Here is a 19,830-nt window from a genome sequence, read left to right as displayed (position 1 = left end):
CCGGGGACCGCCGGCCTGGATCGACCCCGACCAGCACCCCCGCCTCGGCGGACGACCCCGCGTTCCCCTTGAGATCGAGAGAGGCCGTCATGACCACACCCCACGCCGACCTGGTGGCCGGCGAGCCGCGTTCCGTGCTGCGCGAGGCGCTCGCGCACCTGAGCACGCACCGCCACGACGACGGGTCGCTCGAGCTCGTCGGCGAGGTGCCCCCCGAGCTCTCGGACCCGCTCGTCCGCGCGCTCGAGACCGTCGCCGACGAGCTGCGCGCCGACGACGAGCGACGTGGCGTGCGGCCCCGCAGCGGCGGGCACCTGCACGCGGACGCGCTGATCGCCCTGCTGCTGCGGGTCACCGACACCGGAAGAGCGGATCAGCCCTGACGGGCCTTCCACTGCGGGTTCTTCTTGTTGATCACCAGGACCCGTCCGTGACGGCGCACGACGCTCGATCCGGGCTTCTGCTTGAGGGCCTTCAGGGATGCGCGGACCTTCATGCCGACCTCCTCAGGTCACCAGCTGGACTTCGTCACGCCCGGCAGGTAGCCGGCGTGGGCGTACTCGCGCATCCGGACCCGGGAGAGGCCGAACGCGCGCACGTGGCCACGGGGGCGGCCGTCCACCGCGTCCCGGTTCCGGATGCGCGTGGCGCTCGCGTCACGCGGCTGGGCGTCGAGCTCGCGCCGGGCCGACGCGCGCTCCTCGTCGGACGTCGCCGGGTGCTTGATCGTCGCGACGAGCTCGCCCCGTCGCGGCGCGTACCGGGCCACGACGGCCCGGCGCCGCTCGTTCGCGGCGATCTTCGACTTCTTCGCCATCAGACACGCTCCCCGGCAGCGCGCAGGCGCGCCACGACGGCGTCGACGCGGCGGCTCATCGCTCCTCGCGGAAGTCAACGTGCCGGCGCACGCGCGGGTCGTACTTGCTGAGCACGAGGCGGTCGGGGTCGTTCCGGCGGTTCTTGCGGGTCACGTAGGTCGTGCCCGTCCCGGCCGTCGAGCGGAGCTTGACGATCGGACGGATGTCGTTGCGGGCCACTACTTGCCTCCTATTTGAGAATGATTATCGTTCACGTTAACGCAGACGGAGGGAGCTCTATGCCCGAGGGTCCGGAGTCCGAGCTGACCCGGCTGACCGTGGTGTGCGGCGTGGATCGGACGGCGGCGGCCGAGGTCGCGGCGGCGCTGCGCGCTCGGCACGCGGGGACGGCCGTGCTCGTCACCCACGACATGCGCGCGCTGGGTGAGGGCGTGGTGCGCCGACGGGTCGTGGAGGACGACGGCGAGCACGACGCGGTGCTCGAGCTGGCCCACGCCTGCGTGTCCTGCACGCTGCGCGAGGACCTGCTGCCGCTGCTGGTCCGTCTCGCCCGCGACCCGGACGTGGCGCACGTGGTGCTGCTGCTCGACCCGGGCGTGGAGGTCGAGGCGACGTGCGAGGCGCTGCACGGCCTGGTCCCCGAGGGGCTCGACCGCCCGGTCACGGACCTGTTCGCGCTGCGCGGTGTGGTCGCCGTGCTCGGTGCCGCCACCTGGCTCGACGACGCGGGCAGCGACGACGCGCTGGTCGAGCGCGGGCTCGCCCTCACCGCCGACGACGAGCGCACGGTCGCACAGATCGTGGTGGGCCAGGCCGAGTTCGCCGACGTCCTGGTGGTCGTCGGGCGCTGCTCCGGCGCCTGGGACCGCGTCCGGCTCGACGCCGTGCTCGCCCGGCTCGCGCCGCGGGCCGGTCAGGCCGACGTGGTCGACGGACCGCGAGCGGGGCGCGACGAGATCGCCGCACGACTCGACGATCTGCTCGACGCCCTGCCCGGCGACGCCCGCCGGGGCGTCCCCGACGACGCGCACGTGTCGCTCCTGCGCGGGCAGCCGCCCCTGGCGCGCGACGCCGGGGTGTCGTTGCTGCCCGTCGGCCACCGGCGTCCGTTCCACCCCGAACGCCTGCACGCGGCGTTCGACGTCCTCCTGCACGGCACGATCCGGATCCGCGGCCGGGTGTGGGTGGCCTCGCAGCCCGAGCACGTGCTGTGGCTCGAGTCCGCGGGCGGCGCCCTGCAGATCGGCGTCGCGGGCACCTGGCTCGCCGCCGACCCGACGGCGTGGGACGACGCCGACGACGAGCGTCGCGCCGCCGCGTCCCTGTCCTGGCACGAGCGCTGGGGCGACCGCGAGCAGCAGCTCGTGGCTCTCGTGCACGACGCCGACCCGGCGGGGCTCGTCGAGGCCCTCGACGCCGCGCTGCTCACCGACGAGGAGCTGGCCCTCGGCGAGGACGCCTGGCGTCGCCTCCCCGACCCGTTCGAGCACCGGCACACCGACCCGTGCCCCGACCTCGACACCGGCGTCGAGACCCGTCGTGGCGAGGGATGGGGATGAGCGACACCGTCGGCTTCACCGCTGTGCACTGCGGCGCGGCGGGCTGTCCTCACCACCAGCGTCCCGCGCCGGACGCCGAGGCCGTCGGCGACGCCCTCCGCGGGGCGGTGCGCCGCTGCCCGCACGGGGTGCTCGTGCGCGCGTCCTGCCTCACCGCGACGGCGTGCGGACACGGCACCGCGCCTGTGGGCGCCGGCGCCCTGGTCCTGGTGCAGCCCTGCGACCACGAGCGCACGCCCACGCGACCGGCCGTGATGGCCGGTCCGCTGCACGAACCGGCCGACGTCGACGACCTGTGCTCCTGGCTGGCCGCCGGCGCCGCCGACCCGCTGCCGCCGCACCTCGACGCGGTCAGCCCACCGGGGCGCTGAGGGGAGTGCCGAGGGGATCGCTGAGGGGATCGAGGACGGCGAGCAGCCGCGTGCGCAGCGCCCGGCCCCGGTCGGCGAAGGCGCGCTGGGCGTCGACGTAGGCGGCCTTGCCCTCGGGTGTCTCGATGCGCACCGGCTCGTACCCGAGGTCGGCGAGGTCGTAGGGCGACGCGCGCATGTCGAGCTCGCGGATGTCGCGGGCGAGGGTGAACGCGTCGAGCAGGAGCTCGCCGGGCACGAGTGGGCCGAGCTTGTCCGCCCACTTGTAGAGGTCCATCCCGGCGTGCAGGCACCCCGGCTGCTCGAGCTCGACCTGGCGTTCCCGCGTCGGACGCAGCGTGTTCCGCGGCGCGGCCGTGGGCGTGAAGAAGCGGTAGGCGTCGAAGTGCGAGCAGCGGATCCGGTGGGTCTCGACGACCTCGTCGGTGCCGGCCGCGCCGAGCCGCAGCGGGACGGGGTGCCGGGTGGCGTCGTCGCGGTGCACCATCGCCCACTCGTGCAGGCCGAAGCACCCGAGCTGGGGCGCCCGGTCCGCGGTGGCCCGCAGCAGCGCGGCGACGAAGTCGACCGTGGCGGCCCGCTCGCGGAGCAGGGTCGCGTGGTCGACGCGGACGCCCTCGCCCTGTGCGACGTAGTGCCGCCAGCCGGCGCGCTCGGCGGCGCCCACGAGGACGGTCCCCGCCCCCGGGTGCCAGCGGCGCAGCCGCGACGGGCGGGTGGGGTAGTAGGTGTAGAGGAAGTCCTCGACGGGGTGGCTCTCGCCCCGCGCCTTCCGCGCCCGGTGGCCGGCGGTCAGGTCGTCGGCCCGGGCGGTGTGCGCGTCCGCCCGCGCCCGCCACTCCCGTTCCGCCACGACCCGCATCGGGACCATGCTGCCAGCGGTGGCGGCGGCAACGATCCAGGCGGTCGGCCGGGGTGTGACGCGGGTAACCCGCACGTGTCCCACCACGCGAGGAGGTCACCGATGACCGAGCACCCCGACACCGAGACGGGCACCGACCGCGCCACCGTCGTCCCCGACGCCGCGCCCCTGACCGGCCGGCCCGCCGAGCCCGACCAGCCCGACCCCGCGGACGTGCTGCCCGTGGGCGGCGCGAGCGAGGTCGAGCACCTCGTGGAGGACGACGAGCGCTGAGCCCGGCCTCGCTTCGGCCCACGCCGCAGCGTCCCGCTCCTACGGTCGGGGCATGACGGGACGCCGCGAGACCGGGGGCACCGAGACCGGCGGAGACGTCGACATGGCCGCGGTCGGCGAACTGCTCGCCGACCGCAGTCGCTGCCGCATGCTGCTCGCGCTCGCGGACGGCCGGGCCCTGCCGGCCAGCGTCCTGGCGTCCGAGGCGGGGGTCGCCCCGTCGACGGCCAGCGGGCACCTCGCGCGGCTGACCGGGCGCGGGCTCACCGAGGTCGTCGCCACCGGGAAGTACCGCTACTACCGGCTCGCCGGCCCCGAGGTCGCCCGGCTCGTGGAGGTCCTCGGACGGATCGCGCCGGCCCGCCCCGTCCGGTCGCTGCGGGAGGGCACGCACGCGCACGCCCTGCGGATGGCGCGCCGCTGCTACGACCACCTGGCCGGGCGCCTCGGCGTCGCCGTCACCGACGCCCTGCGCGACCGCGCCTGGATCGAGGGCTCCGACGGCACCGTCGATCCGACCGAGCGTCCCGGGCACCAGCTGCCCGGCCGCCTCCCCGAGGACGGCGCCTACCGCCTCACCGACGCCGGCCGCGACGGGCTCGCGGGGCTCGGCGTCCGGGTGCCCGCCGGCCTGAGCGCCGTGCGCTGCTGCGTCGACTGGACCGAGCAGCGCCACCACCTCGCCGGGCCGCTCGCCGAGGGGCTCCTGGCCCGCTTCGACGCGGACGGCTGGCTGCGCTCCACCCCCGGCCACCGGGCGCTGCGCGTCACCGACGACGGCGTCGCGGGGCTGGCGGCGAGCCTCGGTGTCGGCTGGCCGCCGCCGGCCGCGGACCTCGCCCGGGTCGGCGGCGGGGTCGGCAGCGGTGGCGAAGGGCGTCCCTCGCCCCTCTAGTCGGCCGAAGGTGCCCTTCGCGCGGAACCGGCCCGGCCCGCGCGGCGCACGGTCGCCCGCCGGGGAGGACGCTGGGCACGTGAGCGAGACGACCGACACCGTGGTCCCCCGTGCCCCCCGCGAGCCGCAGCCCGGCGACCGCGCCACCGGCCTGGGCTCGTGGCCCGGCACCGACGCCCGGGAGGCCGCGCGGACGGTGGTCGGCGAGCTCCCCGGCCTGCCCCACGTGCCCGAGCTGCCCGCGCGCGGCGTCGGCGCCGACATGATCGGGCGCACCGCGGCCCTCCTGATCGACATCGCCACCGAGGTCTGGCCGTCGGGCTACCGCGTCGTGCGCCGGCCCGGCGGCGACCACCGGCGCGGGGTCGAGCTGCTCGCCCGCGACGTCGACACCCTCGACGAGGCGCTGGGCGAGGCGGGCGCCACCCCGGCCGCCGTGAAGTGCCAGGTCGCGGGCCCGTGGACGCTCACCGCCGGCGTCGAGCTGCACTCCGGGCACCGGGTGCTCACCGACCACGGCGCCGTCACCGAGTTCGCCGCGAGCCTCGCCGAGGGCCTCCGGGTCCACGTCGCAGAGCTCGGCCGGCGGGCGAACGCCCCCGTCGTCGTCCAGATCGACGAGCCGACGCTGCCTGCCGTCCTCGCGGGCTCGCTGAGCACCCCGTCGGGCTACGGCACCGTCGGCGCGGTGCCGGGGGGCGAGGCCCGCGCCGTGCTGGCCGGAGCGGTCGCCGCGGCCCGGGACGCGGGCGCGGCGCAGGTGGTCGTGCACTGCTGCCACCCCACGCCGCCGCTGGCGCTGCTCGGCGCGGTCGGCGCCGACGCCGTGGCCGTGGACCTCGGGGCGCTGGGCGGCGCCGACGCTCCGAAGGACGTCCTCGACGCCCTGGGCGAGCTCTGGGAGGCCGGCACCGAGCTCTGGCTGGGCATCGTCCCGTCGACCGACCCCGACGCGCCGCCGCCCCTGCACGACCTCGCGACGCCCGCGCTCGGGCTGGCCGACCGCCTCGGCTTCGACCGCGCCCGCCTCGCCGACCGGGCCGTCATCACCCCGGCGTGCGGGCTGGCCGGCGCGAGCCCGCGGTGGGCCCGGACGGCGACGGGCACGACCGTCGAGCTCGCCCGCGCGTTCGTCGACCCACCCGCGAGCTGGTGACCCTGCGCGCGGTGATCCACTGAGGGACGTGCGGATCGGACTGGTGGGTGGCGGGTTCGCCGCCCTGAGCGGAGCCCTCGCCACGGCGTTCGAGGACGTCGGGTGGTCGGGGATCGAGATCGTCGACGTCCCCGTGGACGTGCCCCCGGGCGGGCTCGAGCGGGTCGATGTGCTGTGCCCGATGGGCAGCTCGATCTCCGGTGCGCTGATGGACGCGACGGCGCCGCGCATGGTCCAGCAGTTCGGGGTGGGCCTGTCCGGGGTGGACATGCCGGCGGCCGCCGAGCGCGGCATCCCCGTCGACAACGTCTCGGGCGCGGAGTCGGGCAACGCCGTCGCCGTCGCGGAGATCGCGCTGCTGCACCTGCTCGCCCTCCTGCGCCGGTTCACCGAGGCACAGGCGAACGTCGCGCGCCGCGTCGTCGGGGAGCCGTCGGGCACGACGCTGGCGGGCCGCACGGTCGGCGTCCTGGGGGTCGGTGACATCGGCGCGGAGGTGATCGTGCGGCTGCGCGCCTTCGACGCCGTGCCCGTCGGCATCGGGCGTCGCCCGCGGACCGAGACGCCGCGGGCCGCCACCCTGCTCGACGACGAGCACTACCACCGCACCGGCGACCTGCTCGCCGCCCTCGCCCGCTGCGACGACCTCGTCGTGGCCTGCCCGCTCACCGGCGAGACGCGGGGGATCGTCGGCGCCGACGCGCTGGAGGCGCTCGGTCCCCGCGGGCACGTGGTCAACGTGGCGCGCGGGCCGGTGGTCGACCGCGACGCCCTGCTCGCCGCGCTGCGCGCGGGACGGGTGGCCGGCGCGGGCCTCGACGTCACGTGGGTGGAGCCGATCGACCCCGACGAGGAGCTGCTCGCCGAGAACGTCGCGGTCACCCCGCACATCGGCGGCGTCACCGAGACCTCGTACGCCGGGATCGCGCGCGGTTTCGTGGCGTCGGTGGAACGCCACCTCGGACGGGATCTCTAGCGCGTCGAGGACGGTTCGTTGTCGGGGGCGGCGGCTAATCTCACCCCCGTGACCAGCGAGACCGCGCCGATCGCGCCCGGGACGGGGCAGACCCACGTGCCCGCGGAGGCCGCGCAGCGCCACCGCGAGCTGTCCGAGGTCGTGGCCGACCACCAGTTCCGCTACTACGTCCTCGACGCCCCGATCGTCACCGACGGGGAGTTCGACGAGCTCTTCGGCGAGCTGCAGGGTCTCGAGGAGCGGCACCCGTCGCTGGTCACGCCCGCCTCGCCCACGCAGCGGGTGGGCGGTGGCTTCTCCACGGACTTCGTCGCGGTGGACCACCTCGAGCGGATGCTCTCGCTCGACAACGCCTTCGCGCCCGAGGAGCTGCGCGAGTGGGTCCTGCGGGTGCAGCGCGAGCTCGACCACCCGACCGAGGAGCTGCTCTACCTCTGCGAGCTCAAGATCGACGGCCTGGCGGTGAACCTGCTCTACGAGGACGGGCACCTCACGCGCGCGCTCACCCGGGGTGACGGGCGCACGGGCGAGGACATCACGCTCAACATGCGCACGCTGGCCGACGTGCCCACCGAGCTGACGGGCACCGACGAGTTCCCCGTGCCCGAGCTGATGGAGGTGCGCGGCGAGGTGTTCTTCCGCCTCGCGGACTTCGAGGAGCTCAACGCCGGCCTCGTCGCGGCGGGCAAGCAGCCGTTCGCCAACCCGCGGAACTCCGCGGCCGGCTCGCTGCGCCAGAAGGATCCACGGGTCACCGCGACGCGTCCGCTGCGGCTGATCTGCCACGGCCTGGGCAAGCGGCGCGGCTTCACCCCGGTGCGTCAGTCGCAGGCCTACGACGCGCTGGCGGCGTGGGGGCTGCCGGTGTCCACGCACACCCGGGTGCTGCACGGCGTCGACGCGGTCATCGAGCACGTCGGGTACTGGGGCGAGCACCGCCACGACGCGGAGCACGAGATCGACGGGGTGGTCGTCAAGGTCGACGACGTCTCCCTGCAGCGCCGGCTCGGGTCGACGTCGCGGGCCCCGCGCTGGGCGATCGCCTACAAGTACCCGCCGGAGCAGGCGACGACGACGCTCAAGGGCATCAGCGTCAACGTCGGGCGCACGGGGCGCGTGACGCCGTTCGCCGAGATGGAGCCGGTGCTCGTCGCCGGGTCGACGGTCTCGCTGGCGACGCTGCACAACGCGGGCGAGGTCGAGCGCAAGGGCGTCCTCATCGGCGACCGCGTGATCATCCGCAAGGCGGGCGACGTCATCCCCGAGGTCCTCGGCCCGGTCGTCGAGGCACGCACCGGCGACGAGTACGCGTTCGTCATGCCGACGCACTGTCCCGAGTGCGGCACCGAGCTGCGGCAGATGCGCGAGGGCGACAAGGATCTGCGCTGCCCCAACGCCCGCTCCTGCCCCGCGCAGCTGCGGGAGCGGCTGTTCCACGTCGCCGGCCGCGGCGCGTTCGACATCGAGGTGCTCGGCTACGAGGCCGCCACCGCGCTGCTCGACGCCGGCGTGGTGCAGGACGAGGGCGACGTCTTCCGCCTCACCGAGGACGACCTCGGCCGGGTCGACCTCTTCCGCACCAAGGCCGGCAACGTCTCGGCCAACGGCCGCAAGCTGCTGACCAACCTCGAGACGGCCCGGCACCGCCCGCTGTGGAAGGTGCTCGTGGGCCTGTCGATCCGCCACGTCGGGCCCACCGCGGCCCAGGCCCTGGCGCGGCACTTCCGGTCGGTCGACGCCATCGACGCCGCGAGCGAGGAGGAGCTGGCCGCGGTCGACGGGGTCGGCCCGACCATCGCGCACGCGGTGCGCGAGTGGTTCTCGGTCGACTGGCACCGCGAGGTCGTCGAGAAGTGGCGCGCCGCGGGCGTCGAGCTCGAGGAGGAGGTCGACGAGTCGGTGCCCCGCAACCTCGAGGGGCTCTCGATCGTCGTCACCGGTTCGCTGCCCACGCTCTCGCGCGACGAGGCGAAGGAGGCGATCCTCGCCCGGGGCGGGCGCGCAGCGGGGTCGGTGTCGAAGAAGACGGCGTTCGTGGTGGTCGGCGACGAGCCGGGCTCGAAGTACGACAAGGCGATCGCCGCCAAGGTGCCGATCCTCGACGAGGACGGCTTCCGCGTGCTCCTGGAGCAGGGGCCGGACGCGGCGGCCGGTGTCGCGTTGGTCACGGGAACGGACGGGACGGACGAGGCTGACGGGGCCGACGGGTCGGGCGAGGCGCCGGCGGAGGAGGACGCGAGCGCCTGAGAGCGGACGGTGATCACCCGAGGTCCGAGGGTGCTGGGGCATCCGTGGCCGCGTGCGGCACACTCACACCGACGGGTGACGAGAGATGCGACCGTCCGGGTGGCAGTGGCGATTCGAGCCGCTGACGGCGCGACGGCTCGCGGCTCGGCGTTGCCCTCGTCGCCGAGAGCGTCGAAGCTGGACACCAGCTGGAACTCAGGGCCCTGGGTCGCAGGTGGAGGGAGGGTCGCCGCGGTGCTGCAGTGCTGCCTCAACGGTGCCCGACCCGCCGACGTGTACCCCGCGGTCCCCATGAGTCCGCGCCACCTCGCCCGGGACGCCCGCGCCGTGGCCGCCCTCGGCGTCGCGAGCCTGCACGTCCACCCGCGTGACCGCGACGGGCAGGAGAGCCTCGACCCACGCGTGATCGGCACGGTCGTCGACGCCATCCGCCGGGAGGCCCCGGAGATCGAGATCGGGATCACCACCGCGCGGTGGGTCGAGCCGGACCCCATGCGGCGCACCGAGATCATCGCCCAGTGGGGCCGCCTGCCCGAGCACGCCCGCCCCGACGTCGCCGCCGTCAACGTGCACGAGCGGGGCTGGCAGCGGGTCTGCGAGGCGCTCCACGCCGTCGACATCGGCATCGAGCTGGGTGTCTGGACCACCGGCGACGCCGTGCAGCTCAAACAGGCCGGTCTCCCGCGGGGCACCGCCCGCGTCCTCGCGGAGGTCACGGTCACCGACCCCGACACCGCGGTCGCCGAGGCCGTCCGCATCCTCAAGGCCCTCGGTCCCGTGCCGGCGCCGATCCTGCTGCACGGCGAGGAGGCCGGCGCCTGGCCGGTGCTCGACTACGCGAAGCGCAACAACCTCGACACCCGCATCGGCTTCGAGGACACCCTCAAGGGCCCCGACGGCACGTGGCTCGCCACGGGCAACGAGGAGCTCGTGCGCTACGCCCTGGGCAAGGACGTGGCCGGGCGCTACGAGCGCCGCCGCAACGGCACCCGCGCGGGCGGCCTGCGGTCCTCGCCGCTCTGGCCCGGCTCCCGGGCCGAGCACCGCCGCTGACCCTGCGGTCGTCACCCCTCGTCACCATGCGGAGGCGGGGCTCTTCGTAGTTCTACGTATGGGGCCCCGTCCGGCGCAGCGCGACGATACGGAGAGTCGCGCGGCCGGAGTCCGTCGGGACGCCAGGAGCCCCGGACCCAGATCGCTCCGCTGACGCGATCCACGGGGACGGAGCACGGCCATGACCTACGTCGTTTCGCGGTTCGACGATCTGCGCGCCTCGCTGTCCGGCACCGTCGTCACCCCGGAGGACCCGGGGTACGACGAGGCCCGGCGGGTGTGGAACGCCGACATCGACCGGAGACCGGCCGTCGTCGTCTACTGCGCCACCACCGAGGACGTCGCGACGGCGGTGTCCTTCGCGCGCGACTCCTCGCTCGAGATGTCGGTGCGGAGCGGCGCCCATTCGATGGCGGGGATGTGCGTGGGGGACGCCGGGATCGTCATCGACCTCAGCCGCATGAACGACGTCGCGGTCGACGCGGGCGCTCGCCGCGCCACGGCCGGAGGTGGGGCCCTGCTGCGCGACCTCGACGCTGCCACGCAGATCCACGGGCTGGCCGTGCCGTCCGGCGAGGTCGGCCACACCGGGGTCGCCGGGATCACCCTCGGCGGGGGCATGGGCTGGCTGACGCGCCAGCACGGACTGACGATCGACAACCTCGTGTCGGCGTGCGTCGTGCTCGCCGATGCGCGCATCCTGCGTGTGGCGGCCGACGAGAACCCCGATCTGTTCTGGGCGATCCGGGGCGGCGGCGGGAACTTCGGGATCGTCACCGAGTTCGAGTTCGCGCTGCACGAGGTGGGACCGCAGATCGACATGGCGCTGCTCTTCTACGGCATGGACCAGGCGGCCGACGCCTTCCGGATGGCGCGTGAGGTCATCCCCGATCTCCCGCCCGACGTGAGCTTCGAGGTGATCGCTCTGCACGCGCCCCCCGAACCCTTCGTGCCCGAGGAGCACCACTTCCGCCTCGGGATCGCTCTCGTCGCGGTGGGCTTCGGCGGCGAGGAGAGCCACCGGGCCGTCGTGGACCACGTGCGGGACGGACTGCCTCCGCTGTTCGAGATGGTCGCGCCGATGCCGTACACGGCGCTCCAGCAGATGTTCGACGAGGGATTCGGGTGGGGTGTCCATGCCTACGAGAAGTCCCTGTACCTCGAGTCCTTCACGGACGAGGCCATCGACGTGATCGTCGAGCGGGTCGCCGACATGGTCTCGCCGATGTCGGCCGTCCTCTTCTACGTGCTCGGCGGGGCGTTCTCCGCGGCCGATGACGAGAGCACGGCGTTCAGCGGCGGGCGCTCTCCGCGGTTGGCCATGTTCATCGTCGGGATGGCGCCCGACGCCGGCGCGCAGTCAGTCGAGCGCGCCTGGGTGCGGGGCTTCTTCGACGCGATCGCGTCCCAAGCCATGGGCACGGGCATGTACGTCAACGGGATGGGCAGCGACGACGCCCACCGCGTGCCGAGCGCCTACGGCACGAAGTACGCGCGCCTGCAGCGCATCAAGGCCGCCTACGACCCGGAGAACGTCTTCCACCGCAACAGCAACATCCTCCCCGCGCCCTGAGGGGCGTCAGCCCACGATCGTCGCCACGATCCCGGCGAGGTGGGAGAGGCGGGCGAGCTCGGAGGGCCGGAACGCGGGCCCGCCGGGGCGGCCGACGACGAGCGCCCGCTCGGGGCGGCCGACGGGCGCGGCGGCCAGCTCGGTGTCGAGGGCGGTCCAGGCCTCGGGCACGACGTGCCCGCCGGCGGGGTCGAGCACGGTCGCCTTGTCCAGCGGCAGCCAGGCGAGCTCGGTGGCCTCGGTCTCCGGCGCGGCGGCGCTCGAGGCCACCCGGCGCACCCCGGTCCCGGTGCCCGTGGCCTCGGTCACCAGCGCCCACGCGGAGCGGAAGAGGCCCGGCACGCCCTCGGCCAGCAGCGTCACGCCCATCTCGGGCCGGGCGGCGACGGCCTCGACCAGCTCCAGCTCGCGCGTGGTGTCCAGGGCACCCGCGAACGGCCGCACCGACTCGACCACCACGCCGTGCACGGACTCCGCGGCGGTGATCAGCACGTCGGGGGGCCGCGAGCTGGGCATGTCCACGACGAGGTCGTCCACGGCCGTCCCGGCGCCGCGCTCGACGACGTCGACGGAGAGGATGTCCGCGCCCTCGGTACCGAGCGCCGAGGCCAGGGCCCCGAGGGTGCCGGGCCTGTCGGGCAGCACCACGCGCAGCAAGTAGGTCACGGCCCTCCTCGACCCCCCGAGACTCCCGCGAGTCTCCCGACACCGATGTGGACCCCGCGTGCGCCCTGGTACCCGCCGCGGACCCGGCGCATCCTCCCAGGCCGACCCCCGCGGGGGCGAGTGACGATCACACCCCGCCTCCCGGCAAACCTCGTCGAGGCCCGGGTCGGCGCGGTCCTAGACTGGGTGTTTCGCGTGCGGGAGACGCAACGGAGCTCGGCCCGACGTCCCGGGAGACGACCTCTCACCCGACGCCGCGCGGAGCCCGACCCGACCATCGTGCACGACCCCGGAGGGACATGTCCGACATCACCCGCGACGACGTCGCCCACCTCGCCCGCCTGGCCCGCCTCGCGGTGACCGACGACGAGCTGGACACGTTCTCGCGCCAGATCGACGCGATCGTGGACACGGTCTCGGCGGTGGGCGACATCCCGGACGACATCCCGCCGACGGCGCAGGTGGTGCCGCAGACGAACGTGCTGCGCCCCGACACCACGGAGCCCTCGCTGCCGCGCGAGGCCGCTCTGGCGGGTGCGCCCGCCGCCGAGGAGGGCCGCTTCCGCGTGCCGCGCATCCTGGGGGAGGAGCTGTGAGAGGGGCGAGCGCAGCGACGGGAGGACAGAGCGAGCTGATCTCCCTCGACGCCGGTGAGCTGGCCCGGCGCATCCACGCCCGGGAGGTCTCGTCGGTCGAGGTCACCCGGGCCCACCTGGAGCGGATCGAGGCCGTCGACGGCGCTGGTGGTGGCGACGGCGTGCACGCCTTCCTGCACGTCGACGCCGAGGGCGCCCTCGCGGCGGCCGAGGCGGTCGACCGCGCGGTGGCCGAGGGCGGGCCCGTCTCGCCCCTGGCCGGGGTCCCGGTGGCGGTCAAGGACAACATGACCACTCTCGACATGCCCACCACCTGCGGGTCGGCGATCCTCGACGGCTGGCGCCCGCCCTACGACGCCACCGTCGTCGCCCGGCTGCGGGCGGCCGGCCTGGTGCCGCTGGGCAAGACCAACCTCGACGAGTTCGCCATGGGCAGCTCGACCGAGAACTCGGCGTTCGGCACCACCCGCAACCCCTGGGACCTCGCGCGCATCCCCGGCGGCTCCGGGGGTGGGTCGTCGGCGGCGGTCGCCGCGGGCGAGGCGCCGCTGGCCCTCGGTTCGGACACCGGCGGCTCGATCCGCCAGCCCGGCGCGGTCACCGGCACCGTCGGGGTCAAGCCCACCTACGGCACGGTCTCGCGCTTCGGGCTCGTCGCGTTCTCGTCGTCGCTGGACCAGATCGGGCCGTGCGCCCGGTCGGTGCTCGACGCCGCGCTGCTCCACGAGGTGATCGGCGGGCACGACCCGCGCGACCAGACGTCCGTCGACGGCCCGCTGCCGCCGGTGGTCGAGGCCGCGCTGGCCGGCGCCCGGGGCGACCTCGCGGGGGTGCGCGTCGGCATCGTCACCGAGTTCTCCGGCGAGGGCTACCAGCCCGGCGTGCTCGCCGCGTTCACCGACGCCGTGCGCGTGCTGGGGGAGCTGGGCGCGGACGTCGTCGAGGTCGCGTGCCCGTCGTTCTCCTACGCCCTGCCGGCCTACTACCTCATCGCGCCGAGCGAGGCCTCGAGCAACCTGGCCCGCTTCGACGCCATGCGCTACGGGCTGCGCGTCGGCGACGACGGCTCGCAGTCCACCGACGAGGTGATGTCGCAGACGCGCGAGAAGGGGTTCGGCGCCGAGGTCAAACGCCGCATCATGATCGGGACGCACGCCCTGTCGGCCGGCTCGTACGACGCGCTCTACGGCAAGGCGCTCAAGGCCCGCACACTGATCGTTCGCGACTTCACCGCCGCGTTCGAGACGTGCGACGTGCTGGTGTCGCCGACGACGCCCACCACGGCGTTCCCGATCGGCGAGCGCACCGACGACCCGCTGGCGATGTACCTCGCCGACCTCTGCACGATCCCGTCGAACCTCGCCGGCAACGCCGCGCTCTCCGTGCCCTGCGGCCTCGCGGCCGACGACCAGCTGCCGGTCGGCATGCAGATCATGGCGCCCGCCCTCGCCGACGACCGCGCCTACCGCGTCGCGGCGGCCTACGAGACCGCGCGCGCCTCGGCGTCGGACGCCGGCCCCCGCATCCCCGAACTCCGTGCTCTGGAGGGCTCCCGATGACGGCTGTGTCGACCCCTGGCGTGGAGTCCGCGCCCTACACCGTCGAGGAGGTCTGCGAGCAGTTCGACCCCGTCATGGGGCTCGAGGTGCACGTGGAGCTCAACACCGAGACGAAGATGTTCTGCGGCTGCGCGAACGCCTTCGGCGCGGAGCCCAACACCCACGTCTGCCCGGTGTGCCTGGGCCTGCCGGGCTCGTTGCCGCGGCTGAACGGCACCGCCGTCGAGTCGGCGATCAAGATCGGCCTGGCGCTGAACTGCCGGGTCCGGGAGCGCTCCGGCTTCGCCCGGAAGAACTACTTCTACCCGGACATGCCGAAGAACTTCCAGATCTCCCAGTACGAGGACCCGATCGTCTTCGACGGCTACCTCGACGTGCCGCTCGACGACGGCACCACCTGGCGCGTGGAGATCGAGCGCGCGCACATGGAGGAGGACACCGGCAAGTCCCTGCACGTCGGCGGGGCCACCGGGCGCATCCACGGCGCGGACTACTCGCTGCTCGACTACAACCGCTCCGGCGTCCCGCTGATCGAGATCGTCACCAAGCCGATCATCGGGGCCGGCGTCCGCGCCCCCGAGGTGGCGCGCGCCTACGTCACGGCGCTGCGCGACGTCCTGCGCGGCCTCGGGGTGTCCGACGTCCGGATGGACCAGGGCTCGATGCGCTGCGACGCCAACGTGTCGCTCATGCCGAAGGACGCGACGGAGTTCGGCACCCGCACCGAGACCAAGAACGTCAACTCGCTGCGGTCGGTGGAGCGCGCGGTGCGCTACGAGATGGGCCGCCACGCCGGCGTGCTGCTCTCCGGCGGCACCATCCGGCAGGAGACCCGGCACTTCGACGAGCAGTCGGGGACCACCTCGCCGGGCCGGCCGAAGGAGACCTTCGCCGACTACCGCTTCTTCCCCGAGCCCGACCTCCCGCCGCTGGAGCCCTCGCGCGACTGGGTGGAGACGTTGCGCGCCGCCCTGCCCGAGCGCCCCTGGGAGCGCCGCGCGCGCATCCAGACCGACTGGGGCCTCTCGGACGAGGAGCTGCGCGACCTGGTCAACGCCGACGCGCTCGACCTCGTCGCCGACACCGTCGAGGCCGGCGCACCGCCGGAGGCCGCGCGCTCGTGGTGGGTCTCGTACCTGTCCCAGCAGGCCAACACGGCGGGCGTCGCCCTGACCGGGCTCGCGATCACGTCGGCGCAGGTCGCCCGGGTCATTGCGCTGGTCGAGGACGGGACGCTGACCAACAAGCTGGCGCGCCAGGTCGTCGACGGCGTCCTCGCGGGCGAGGGCGAGCCCGACGACGTGGTCAGCGGGCGGGGTCTGGCCGTGGTCAGCGACGAGAGCGCGCTGGCCGCCGCGGTGGACGAGGCGCTGGCCGCCCAGCCGGCCGTGGCCGAGAAGATCCGGGCCGGCAAGACCAAGGCGGCCGGGGCGATCGTCGGCGCGGTGATGAAGGCCACGCGGGGGCAGGCGGACGCCGCGCGTGTCCAGGAGCTGGTGCTCGAGCGCTGCCAGTGACCGGGAATCGTCCGGACCACATCTTTTTCGAGACCTCCCCGTAACCCGAACGAGATCCCTCCGTTGGGTGATTCAGGAAGCAGCGTGTAGCGGCTTCTGAACCGGGCGTCACCGTCGATCTGTGCGGTACGACCGTCCGGTTCATCCCCCGAAGCCAGATGAACTACCCAGGAGGGTCGAATGGGTGCACACAGTGCCCGCCAGGCGAGCACGGTCGGCAAGATCGCCGGCCGGGGCGCACTGACCGCCGCCGCCGCGCTCGCGCTGACGGGCGGCACTGCGTCGTTCGCGTTCGCCGCCGAGGCGCCGAACGTCGACAACACGTCGTCCACCCTCGAGGACGTGGCGACCAGCAACGTTGAGGGCCTGCAGGAGCTCCCCGAGACGGACGTGCCCACGACCGTCAAGGGTGGCGAGGAGTTCGTCGGCGGCCACGCCTCCGCGGCCCAGCACGACGTCAACCGCATCACCTCGGCGGTGACCTCGGACCTGCAGACCGCCGCGAACGACAACGGCATCCCGGTCGGCAGCCAGGCCACCGACACCGAGCAGGAGATCTCCGGCTCGGTCAACGAGGTCTCCGGTCACGTCCACGACGCCACCGGATCCGGCGCCCAGCAGATCGACGACGCGATCTCGAGCGGCTCCAGCATGCTCTCGTTCTCCTGATCCGCTCCCCAGATCAGGACGGACCCGCGGCCCCGGTCCTCCTCCCTGCCCGGGGTGAGGACCGGGGCTGCGGTGCGTCCGAGGGCCTGTTCTCTCCGAGGGCACGCTCCTCGGGCCGCTAGTCGGCCCCGCTGGCTCCGCCCGATGGCGGGCGGATGCGCACGACGCGGTCGTCGGTGGGCGTGACCGGGCCGCCGCCGTCCTTGTTGGCCGTGGTGAACCAGATCAGGCCGTCGGAGGCGACGTCGGTGCCGGTGATCCGCCCGTAGGTGCCCGCCAGCACCGCCTGCGGCGTGCCGACGAACGCGCCCTGGGGTGTGGGGCGCAGGACGAACATCGCGCTCGAGCCCCGGAGCCCGACGACGAGCGTGCCCGGCAGCGCCGCGCACCCGGCCACCCCGGGCCGCTCGGGCCACGTCCAGGCCGGGGCGGCGGCCGCGTTCGGGCCCGGCGCGACCCCGGGCCGCACGGCCAGCAGGACGTCGCGCGGGCCGGCCCGGTCGGTGACCCAGCTGACGCCGGTCGCCGCGTCCGCGCACACGTCGCCGGGCGCGTGCAGGCCGCTGCCCACCACCGGCGACGCCGGGTCCGGCGTGCCCGGGACGGGGCGGCCGAACGGGTCGATGCGCAGGAGCTTGCCGGCCAGTGACGTGGGCGAGGCCGCCGCCGCCCGGTCGCCGCCGTCGCCCGTGGCCACGAGCAGGGTGCCGTCGGGCTCGACCCCGACCGCGCCGCTGTTGCCCGACGCCCCGCGCGGGATGCCGCCCAGCACGGTCTTGGGTACGTCCCCGGGCGCGATGCGCAGGACGGCGTTGCCGCCCGGGGTGGTGGCGTAGGCGTAGAGCAGCTGGTCCTCCGCGTAGGAGGGGGAGAGCGCCAGCGAGGTGAGCCCCCCGTCGCCCGCCGCGTCGACGGGCACCGTCGCCACGGTCTCCGGCGTCTCCTCGGGGGCGACGCGCAGGATGCGCCCGGTCGTGCGCTCGGCCACCAGGGCGGCGGCCCCGCCCGGCAGCGTGACGACGGCGGACATCGGCGCGAGGCAGGTGGCGACGACCTGCGGGTCGGGGTCGACGCACGGCGGGGGCACCGAGGGCCCGTCCGAGTTCGGTGCCGGCGTGGGCTCGCCGGTCTCGGGCAGCTGCGGCTGCGGCGCCCGCTCGGCCGAGAGGTCGGGGCGCTCGCGCCAGGGCTGCTGCCCGGCGTCGGGGAACTGCGCGCAGCCGGCGAGCAGCGCCGCGAGGGTGGTCAGCGCCGCGAGCAGCAGCACGTACCGCGACGGACCGGACACGGCTCGACACACTAGGCGTCCCCTGCTGTGCCGGCCGTGAGACGGGGGCACCACGAGATCACCACTGCCACCGACGCGGGGCGGACGGTGTTCCTCCCTCGGGGGCGGCACACGGGAGGCTGAGGTCATGGGAGAGGTGGCGCCCGGCGTCGTGCACGTGCCGGGGTGGCTCGACGTCGAGCGCCGGCGCGATCTCGTCGCGGCGTGCCGCCGGTGGGCCGCCCACGGGCCCGGAGCGCGCGCGGCACGGCTGCCTCGCGGCGGGCAGATGAGCGTCGAGACGGTGTGCCTGGGCTGGCACTGGATCCCCTACCGCTACTCGCGCACCCGCGACGACCAGGACGGTTCGGCCGTCCTGCCGTTCCCGACGTGGCTCGCCGACCTGGGGCGCGAGGCCGTGGCCGCCGCCTACGACGATCCGGAGGCCGGGGCCGGCTACCGCCCGGACATCGCCCTGGTCAACTTCTACGGCGCGGACTCGCGCATGGGCATGCACCAGGACCGCGACGAGGCCGCGGACGACCCGGTGGTGTCGCTGAGCCTCGGGGCGGCGTGCGTGTTCCGCATCGGCAACACCGAGAACCGCGGGCGCCCGTACACCGACCTGGTGCTCGACTCCGGTGACCTCGTGGTCTTCGGGCGGGAGAACCGGCTGGCGTACCACGGGGTGCCGAGGATGGTGCCGTCCTTCGCGGTCGAGGACATCGGCCTGCCCGAGGGCCGCATCAACATCACGCTGCGGGTGTCCGGCCTGCAGGACTGAGGCCGGCGACTACCCTCCCGCCCCGTGAGCGCCGAACCCGTGACCGTGCTGGTGCCCCACGACGAGGGGGAGGCCGCGCTCGCCGACATCGACGGCCTCGAGCTCGTCCGCTACGACGAGCAGGCCGATGCCCTGCCCGACGCCGCGGAGCGCGCCGCGGTGCTGGTCCCCGGCTTCCTCGCGACGACCGACGCGTTGAAGCTGGTCGAGCGCTGCCCGAACCTGCGGCTGGTGCAGCTGCTCTCGGCGGGCGCGGAGATGTGGGTGGGCCGGCTCCCCGAGGGCGTGCAGCTCTCCGACTGCCAGGGCGCGCACGGCGGGGTCACCGCCGAGTGGGTGCTGGCCGCGACCCTCGCCGTGCTGCGCGAGATCCCGCCCTTCGTGCGTGCCCAGGACGAGGGCCGCTGGGACCAGCACGTCACCGACACGCTCACCGGCAAGCGCGTCCTGCTGGTCGGCGCCGGCGACCTCGCCGACCAGACCGCGCGCCGGATGGAGACCTTCGACGTCGAGACCATCACCCGCGTCGGGCGACGGGCCCGCGAGGGCGTGCACGCCACCTCGGAGCTGCCCGGCCTGCTGGGAGACCACGACGTCGTCGTGCTCCTCGTCCCGCTGACCGACGAGACCCGTGGCCTCGTGGACGCCGCGTTCCTCGCCGCCATGCCCGACGGCGCGCTGCTGGTCAACGCGGCGCGCGGCCCGGTGGTCGACACCGACGCCCTGCTCGCCGAGCTGCGGTCCGAGCGCCTGCGCGCCGCGGTGGACGTCGTCGACCCCGAGCCGCTGCCCGCCGACCACCCGCTGTGGTCCGCGCCGAACCTGCTGATCACCCCGCACGTCGGCGGCAGCGTCCCCGGGCACCTCGAGCGGGCCTATCGCGTCGTGCACACCCAGCTCGAGGCCGTCGCCCGCGGGGAGGACCCGCCGAACCTGGTGATCAACGGGTACTGAGCACCTACTTGCTAGGTGACACGCAAGTATGTAGA

Annotated in this window: 22 protein-coding genes; 16 read left to right on the top strand and 6 right to left on the bottom strand. The window is 74.7% G+C overall.

Features of this window, described 5'->3' with window-relative positions; genetic code table 11:
• Positions 1 to 89: 89 nt before the first annotated feature.
• Positions 90 to 383 carry a DUF222 domain-containing protein gene (locus OG774_RS11310; RefSeq protein ID WP_328309440.1) on the top strand — a complete coding sequence of 98 codons (294 nt, stop codon included), beginning with the start codon at positions 90 to 92 and terminating at the stop codon, positions 381 to 383.
• On the opposite strand, the gene ykgO is transcribed toward OG774_RS11310, so the two are convergent.
• The 3 genes from ykgO to rpmG are packed head-to-tail and all read right to left on the bottom strand — an operon-like array spanning position 374 to position 1,037.
• Complete coding sequence (ykgO, locus tag OG774_RS11305) at positions 374 to 496, bottom strand: type B 50S ribosomal protein L36 (protein WP_274193297.1); 123 nt, start codon at positions 494 to 496, stop codon at positions 374 to 376. The two genes, OG774_RS11310 and ykgO, sit on opposite strands and share 10 nt — an antisense overlap.
• A gap of 15 nt (positions 497 to 511) precedes the next feature.
• On the bottom strand, positions 512 to 817 hold the full coding sequence (gene rpsN / locus OG774_RS11300) for a 30S ribosomal protein S14 (protein WP_328309436.1): 306 nt from the start codon (positions 815 to 817) through the stop codon (positions 512 to 514).
• Between the two features lie 55 nt (positions 818 to 872).
• Positions 873 to 1,037, bottom strand: a complete 165-nt coding sequence (rpmG, locus tag OG774_RS11295) for a 50S ribosomal protein L33 (RefSeq protein WP_274189482.1) — start codon at positions 1,035 to 1,037, stop codon at positions 873 to 875.
• Positions 1,038 to 1,096: 59 nt separating this feature from the next.
• On the opposite strand from rpmG, the gene mrf reads away from it, so the two are divergent.
• Entirely contained in the window at positions 1,097 to 2,377 is a 1,281-nt protein-coding gene (gene mrf / locus OG774_RS11290; protein WP_328309434.1) for a ribosome hibernation factor-recruiting GTPase MRF, read from the top strand.
• On the top strand, positions 2,374 to 2,748 hold the full coding sequence (locus OG774_RS11285; RefSeq protein ID WP_328309432.1) for a hypothetical protein: 375 nt from the start codon (positions 2,374 to 2,376) through the stop codon (positions 2,746 to 2,748). Before mrf ends, OG774_RS11285 begins: the two co-directional genes overlap by 4 nt.
• Here OG774_RS11285 and OG774_RS11280 read toward each other — a convergent pair.
• On the bottom strand, positions 2,729 to 3,610 hold the full coding sequence (locus OG774_RS11280) for a 3-methyladenine DNA glycosylase (protein ID WP_328309430.1): 882 nt from the start codon (positions 3,608 to 3,610) through the stop codon (positions 2,729 to 2,731). The genes OG774_RS11285 and OG774_RS11280 overlap by 20 nt on opposite strands.
• A gap of 102 nt (positions 3,611 to 3,712) precedes the next feature.
• On the opposite strand from OG774_RS11280, the gene OG774_RS11275 reads away from it, so the two are divergent.
• The 7 genes from OG774_RS11275 (at position 3,713) to OG774_RS11245 (ending at position 11,783) form a co-directional block, all read left to right on the top strand.
• Positions 3,713 to 3,883, top strand: a complete 171-nt coding sequence (locus OG774_RS11275) for a hypothetical protein (protein ID WP_328309428.1) — start codon at positions 3,713 to 3,715, stop codon at positions 3,881 to 3,883.
• A gap of 52 nt (positions 3,884 to 3,935) precedes the next feature.
• Entirely contained in the window at positions 3,936 to 4,778 is an 843-nt protein-coding gene (locus OG774_RS11270) for an ArsR/SmtB family transcription factor (protein ID WP_328309426.1), read from the top strand.
• Positions 4,779 to 4,857: 79 nt separating this feature from the next.
• On the top strand, positions 4,858 to 5,934 hold the full coding sequence (locus tag OG774_RS11265) for a methionine synthase (RefSeq protein WP_442873976.1): 1,077 nt from the start codon (positions 4,858 to 4,860) through the stop codon (positions 5,932 to 5,934).
• Positions 5,935 to 5,962: 28 nt separating this feature from the next.
• Complete coding sequence (locus OG774_RS11260) at positions 5,963 to 6,910, top strand: NAD(P)-dependent oxidoreductase (RefSeq protein WP_328309424.1); 948 nt, start codon at positions 5,963 to 5,965, stop codon at positions 6,908 to 6,910.
• Between the two features lie 18 nt (positions 6,911 to 6,928).
• Positions 6,929 to 9,157 (top strand): NAD-dependent DNA ligase LigA, encoded by a 2,229-nt coding sequence (gene ligA / locus OG774_RS11255; RefSeq protein WP_442873975.1) that lies wholly within the window; start codon positions 6,929 to 6,931, stop codon positions 9,155 to 9,157.
• Between the two features lie 234 nt (positions 9,158 to 9,391).
• Positions 9,392 to 10,210 (top strand): 3-keto-5-aminohexanoate cleavage protein, encoded by an 819-nt coding sequence (locus OG774_RS11250; protein WP_328309420.1) that lies wholly within the window; start codon positions 9,392 to 9,394, stop codon positions 10,208 to 10,210.
• A gap of 181 nt (positions 10,211 to 10,391) precedes the next feature.
• On the top strand, positions 10,392 to 11,783 hold the full coding sequence (locus OG774_RS11245; RefSeq protein WP_328309418.1) for an FAD-binding oxidoreductase: 1,392 nt from the start codon (positions 10,392 to 10,394) through the stop codon (positions 11,781 to 11,783).
• Positions 11,784 to 11,789: 6 nt separating this feature from the next.
• Here the strand turns inward: OG774_RS11245 and OG774_RS11240 are convergent, their stop codons facing one another.
• On the bottom strand, positions 11,790 to 12,449 hold the full coding sequence (locus OG774_RS11240) for an ACT domain-containing protein (RefSeq protein WP_328309416.1): 660 nt from the start codon (positions 12,447 to 12,449) through the stop codon (positions 11,790 to 11,792).
• Positions 12,450 to 12,748: 299 nt separating this feature from the next.
• Here OG774_RS11240 and gatC point away from each other — a divergent pair, with 299 nt between their 5' ends.
• The 4 genes from gatC to OG774_RS11220 all read left to right on the top strand — a co-directional run bounded on the left by gatC (position 12,749) and on the right by OG774_RS11220 (position 16,790).
• Positions 12,749 to 13,045 (top strand): Asp-tRNA(Asn)/Glu-tRNA(Gln) amidotransferase subunit GatC, encoded by a 297-nt coding sequence (gene gatC, locus OG774_RS11235; protein ID WP_328309414.1) that lies wholly within the window; start codon positions 12,749 to 12,751, stop codon positions 13,043 to 13,045.
• On the top strand, positions 13,042 to 14,604 hold the full coding sequence (gatA, locus tag OG774_RS11230; RefSeq protein ID WP_328309413.1) for an Asp-tRNA(Asn)/Glu-tRNA(Gln) amidotransferase subunit GatA: 1,563 nt from the start codon (positions 13,042 to 13,044) through the stop codon (positions 14,602 to 14,604). Before gatC ends, gatA begins: the two co-directional genes overlap by 4 nt.
• Complete coding sequence (gene gatB, locus OG774_RS11225) at positions 14,601 to 16,121, top strand: Asp-tRNA(Asn)/Glu-tRNA(Gln) amidotransferase subunit GatB (protein ID WP_328309411.1); 1,521 nt, start codon at positions 14,601 to 14,603, stop codon at positions 16,119 to 16,121. The genes gatA and gatB overlap by 4 nt, the downstream gene beginning before the upstream one ends.
• Positions 16,122 to 16,301: 180 nt before the next feature.
• A complete protein-coding gene (locus tag OG774_RS11220; RefSeq protein WP_328309409.1) occupies positions 16,302 to 16,790 on the top strand; it encodes a hypothetical protein in 489 nt (162 codons plus the stop codon).
• Between the two features lie 118 nt (positions 16,791 to 16,908).
• Here OG774_RS11220 and OG774_RS11215 read toward each other — a convergent pair whose 3' ends face one another.
• Entirely contained in the window at positions 16,909 to 18,078 is a 1,170-nt protein-coding gene (locus tag OG774_RS11215; RefSeq protein WP_328309407.1) for a PQQ-dependent sugar dehydrogenase, read from the bottom strand.
• Between the two features lie 127 nt (positions 18,079 to 18,205).
• On the opposite strand from OG774_RS11215, the gene OG774_RS11210 reads away from it, so the two are divergent.
• A complete protein-coding gene (locus tag OG774_RS11210; RefSeq protein WP_328309405.1) occupies positions 18,206 to 18,841 on the top strand; it encodes an alpha-ketoglutarate-dependent dioxygenase AlkB family protein in 636 nt (211 codons plus the stop codon).
• Between the two features lie 24 nt (positions 18,842 to 18,865).
• The gene (locus tag OG774_RS11205) at positions 18,866 to 19,795 is read left to right on the top strand and encodes a 2-hydroxyacid dehydrogenase (RefSeq protein WP_328309403.1); all 930 of its coding nucleotides are present in this window, start codon (positions 18,866 to 18,868) and stop codon (positions 19,793 to 19,795) included.
• Positions 19,796 to 19,830: the final 35 nt, after the last annotated feature.

The organism is Actinomycetospora sp. NBC_00405, from assembly GCF_036044095.1.
Classification (GTDB): Bacteria; Actinomycetota; Actinomycetes; order Mycobacteriales; family Pseudonocardiaceae; genus Actinomycetospora; species Actinomycetospora callitridis.
Note: the sequence above shows the minus strand (reverse complement) of the source record. Positions and strands in the feature narration are given on the sequence as shown.